Annotated in this window: 4 protein-coding genes; all 4 read right to left on the bottom strand. The window is 69.3% G+C overall.

What is annotated here, in order from left to right; all coding sequences use genetic code 11:
- Window positions 1–34 precede the first annotated feature (34 nt).
- Window positions 35–601, bottom strand: a complete 567-nt coding sequence (gene dcd, locus A612_RS05750; protein ID WP_019373577.1) for a dCTP deaminase — start codon at window positions 599–601, stop codon at window positions 35–37.
- Between the two features lie 100 nt (window positions 602–701).
- Complete coding sequence (gene guaD, locus A612_RS05745) at window positions 702–1,979, bottom strand: guanine deaminase (RefSeq protein WP_019373576.1); 1,278 nt, start codon at window positions 1,977–1,979, stop codon at window positions 702–704.
- A 69-nt stretch (window positions 1,980–2,048) separates the two neighbouring features.
- Window positions 2,049–3,263: a urate hydroxylase PuuD gene (locus A612_RS05740; RefSeq protein ID WP_019373575.1), complete on the bottom strand. Its 1,215-nt coding sequence runs from the start codon at window positions 3,261–3,263 to the stop codon at window positions 2,049–2,051.
- Window positions 3,264–3,433: 170 nt separating this feature from the next.
- On the bottom strand, window positions 3,434–3,871 hold a 438-nt coding region (locus A612_RS05735), incomplete at its 5' end, for an XdhC family protein (RefSeq protein ID WP_019373574.1).

Genomic DNA, 3,871 nt, shown 5'->3' with positions numbered 1-3,871 from the left:
CCCCCCCCGACACGAGCGGCAGGTCCAGCGGATCTCAGGCCCGGGGCAGGATCACGCCGACTTGGCCCTGGTACTTGCCGTTGCGGTCGCGGTAACTGACCTCGCAGGGCTCGTCGCCCTGGAAGAACAGCACCTGGGCGCAGCCCTCGCCGGCGTAGATCTTGGCCGGCAGCGGCGTGGTGTTGGAGAACTCGAGCGTCACGTAGCCCTCCCACTCGGGCTCGAAGGGCGTGACGTTGACGATGATGCCGCAGCGCGCGTAGGTGCTCTTGCCCAGGCAGATGGTCAACACGTCGCGCGGAATGCGGAAATACTCCACGGTGCGCGCCAGCGCGAAGCTGTTGGGCGGGATGATGCAGTAGTCGCCCTCGAAGTCGACGAAGCTCTTCTCGTCGAAGTTCTTCGGGTCCACCACGGTGCTGTGGATGTTGGTGAAGACCTTGAATTCGCGCGCGCAGCGGATGTCGTAGCCGTAGCTGCTGGTGCCGTAGCTGATGATGCGCTGGCCGTCGGCCTCGCGCACCTGGCCGGGCTCGAAGGGCTCGATCATGCCGTGCTGCTCGGCCATGCGGCGGATCCACTTGTCGCTCTTGATGCTCATGGGTTCACTCCTGGCGCGCGATTCTAGGCGATGGCCGGCACCCGGTAGCTAGCCATTTGATAGCTGCGCGGGCTTGAATGGAAAGCCCCGCAGCCGCCCTTCACGCGATGAACGTGCGCTCGACCAGGCGGTCGTCGCCCAGCACGATCATGGCGAAGAGCAGCTCGGCCACGCTCGTCGCGGCCCGCGTGCGCCGCGCCAGCAGCGGTGTGGCGGCCGGGTTCAGCACCACGAAATCGGCCTCGCAGCCCGGCTGCAGGTTGCCGACGGTGCCTGCCAGGCCGAGCGCCCGGGCAGCCCCTGCCGTGTGCTGCCACCACAGCTGCTCGGGCGTGAGCGAGATGCCCGGCTTGGTCTGGCCCTCGCGGCCCACGCAGTAGGCCGCGAGCATGGTGCGAAACGGGCTGAAGGAGGTGCCGCCGCCCACGTCGCTGGCCAGGCCATAGGCCATGCCCACGCGGTCGGCCGAGGCGTAGTCGAAGAAGCCGCTGCCCAGGAACAGGTTGCTGGTGGGGCTGACGGCGGCGGCTGCGCCCCGCTCGCGCATCAGCGCCCGGTCGGCGTCGTCGACATGGATGCAGTGGGCGTAGATGGCCCTGTGGCGCAGCAGGCCGAAGTCGTCGTAGATGCCCAGGTAGCTGCGCGAGTCGGGAAACAGTTCGCGCGCCCAGCGGATCTCGTCCAGGTTCTCGGCCACGTGCGACTGGATCCAGACATCGGGGTGGCGCGCGGCGATCTCGCCGGCACCCGCGAGCTGGCGCGGCGTGCTGGTGGGCGCAAAGCGCGGCGTGATGGCGTAGCCCAGCCGCCCTCGGCCGTGCCAGCGTTCGATCAGCGCCTCGGTGTCGAGCAGGCCCTGCTCGGTGTCGTCGCGCACACCGTCGGGGGAGTGCCGGTCCTGCAGCACCTTGCCGGCGATCAGGCGCAGGCGGCGCGCCCCGGCTTCCTGCATCAGCGCATCGACCGCGCATGGGTGCGAGGTGCCGAAGACGAGCGCGCTGGTCACGCCGTTGCGCGCCAGCTCGTCGAGGAAGAAGCGCGCCACCGCGGCCGCGTGCTGCGGGTCGGCGAAGCGCGCCTCGTGCGGGAAGGTGTAGGTCTCCAGCCAAGGCAGCAGGCCGCCAGCGGGCGAGCCGATCACGTCGGTCTGCGGGTAGTGGATGTGCAGGTCGACAAAGCCGGGAGCGATGATGCGGCCCGGCCAGTGCGTCACCGGCACGCCCTCGGCGTATTGGCGGCCCAGCACATTCCACGGCCCGGCCGCCACCACACGCTGCACGCCGGCGGCATCCGGCGCCGTGACCAGCAGCCCGTCCTCGTCGTACACGGCCGAGCCATCCTCGGCAAAGCGCAGCAGCGCAGATCGGTAGCAATGCATGGCCGTCACTGTAGGCGCAGCTGCCCCCGTTGCCATCCGCCGTGGGTGATGAAGGCTATACGCCCTGGCTCACGGCGCCACGGGCGCGCCGCCCTCGAACCAGCGTTTGAAGACGCCGCGCTCCTCTTCGCTCAGGGCGCTGGGGTTGCCAAAGGGCATCTTCTTCAGCTGCACCACCTGCTGGTAGATCTGCTGGGCGTGCGCCTGTACCTCGGCGGGCGAATCCAGGCGCACGTTCTTCTGCGCGATGGCGCTGCCGTGGCACATGACGCAGTGCTGGGTGATGAGCGCGTTCACGGCAGCAAAGCCCGTGTCGGCCAGCGCCGCGGCAGGGGCGGCAGAGGGGGCGGGCGCAGGCACCGGCCTGAGCCACACGAGGACCCCCAGCAGCACCGCCACGCCCACGGCGGCGTAGGGCCACGGGTGGCCGTTGCGGCCCAGCTTGTGGCCATGGCGCATGACGAAGAACTGGCGGATGGCGGCGCCGGCGAACATCATCAGGATCAGCACCAGCCAGTTCAGTTCGTGGTTGTAGAGCCAGCCGTAGTGGTTCGACAGCATGGCGAACAGCACCGGCAGGGTGAAATAGGTGTTGTGCACGCTGCGCTGCTTGCCGCGCTTGCCGTGGATGGGGTCGGGCGCCTGGCCGGCCCGGAGCGAGGCCACCACCTTGCGCTGGCCCGGGATGATCCAGAAAAACACGTTGGCGCTCATGGCGGTCGCCAGCATCGCGCCCATCAGCAGGAACGCCGCCTGGCCGGGAAAGATGCGGCAGGCGAGCCATGCGCCGATGCACACCAGCACCAGCACCAGCGCGCCGACGATGGCGTCGCCCCGCTCGCGCTGGCCGAAGACGCGGCAGATGGCGTCGTACAGCAGCCAGAACACCACCAGAAAGGCCAGCGCCGCCACCACCGCCATGGTCGGCGACATCAGCGGGTTGGCCGGGTGGACCAGGTAGATGCCGGCATTCCACAGGTACGACACCGACAGCAGCGCGAAGCCCGACAGCCAGGTCGTGTAGCTTTCCCAGAAGAACCAGTGCAGGTGGCCGGGCAGCTTCGGCGGCGCGACGTTGTACTTGACGGGGTGGTAGAAGCCGCCGCCGTGCACGGCCCACAGCTCGCCGTCCACACCCTGGCGCTTGAGGTGTTCATCGACCGGCGGGGTGAGGCTGCTGTCCAGGAAGACGAAATAGAACGACGAGCCCACCCAGGCGATCGCGGCGATCACGTGCAGCCAGCGCAGCAACAGGTTGGCCCAGTCCAGGAGATAGCTTTCCATGGCGTATCCGATGCGCCACCACCACGGCGGCGCGCAAGCTGCTCACCACGGCGGGCGCTCTGAGCAGGCGAGATCGGGGGCCGCGCACCGAGGCTTTGCGCCGTGCTCCGCTGCGACCTGTTTTGTGGACACGGAGTGTATGCAATTTTGCGCTGGGCCGGCGTTCGGGATCACCCGGATGCGGGCGCGGAAGCCAGCACCGCAAGGCGCTGCAGCAGCTGGGCCGCCACCGCCACGGCGATGACCTCGGGCTGCTTGCCCTCGATGCCCGGCACGCCGATGGGACAGGTCACGTGCGCCAGCTCCGCCTCGCCGAAGCCCCGCGCCTCCAGCCGGTGGCGGAAGGTGGCCCATTTGGTGCGGCTGCCGATCAGGCCGATGTAGGGCAGGTCGGCCCGCTCGCGCTGGCGCGCCAGGCAGGCGGCCAGGATGTTCAGGTCCTCGGCGTGGCTGAAACTCATGATCAGCACCAGCGAGCCGGGCGCGAGCGTCGGCACCGCCGCGTGCACCGGCTCGGAATGCTCGCACAGCGCGCGCGCCGCCACCTCGGCATCGAATACACCGTCGCGGCTGTCGATCCAGTGCAGCGCGAACGGCAGCGGCGCGAG

Source organism: Melaminivora alkalimesophila, from assembly GCF_000282995.1.
Lineage (GTDB): Bacteria > Pseudomonadota > Gammaproteobacteria > Burkholderiales > Burkholderiaceae_C > Melaminivora > Melaminivora alkalimesophila.
The sequence above is the reverse complement of the archived record's forward strand: the minus strand, read 5'-3'. Positions and strand labels throughout refer to the sequence as shown.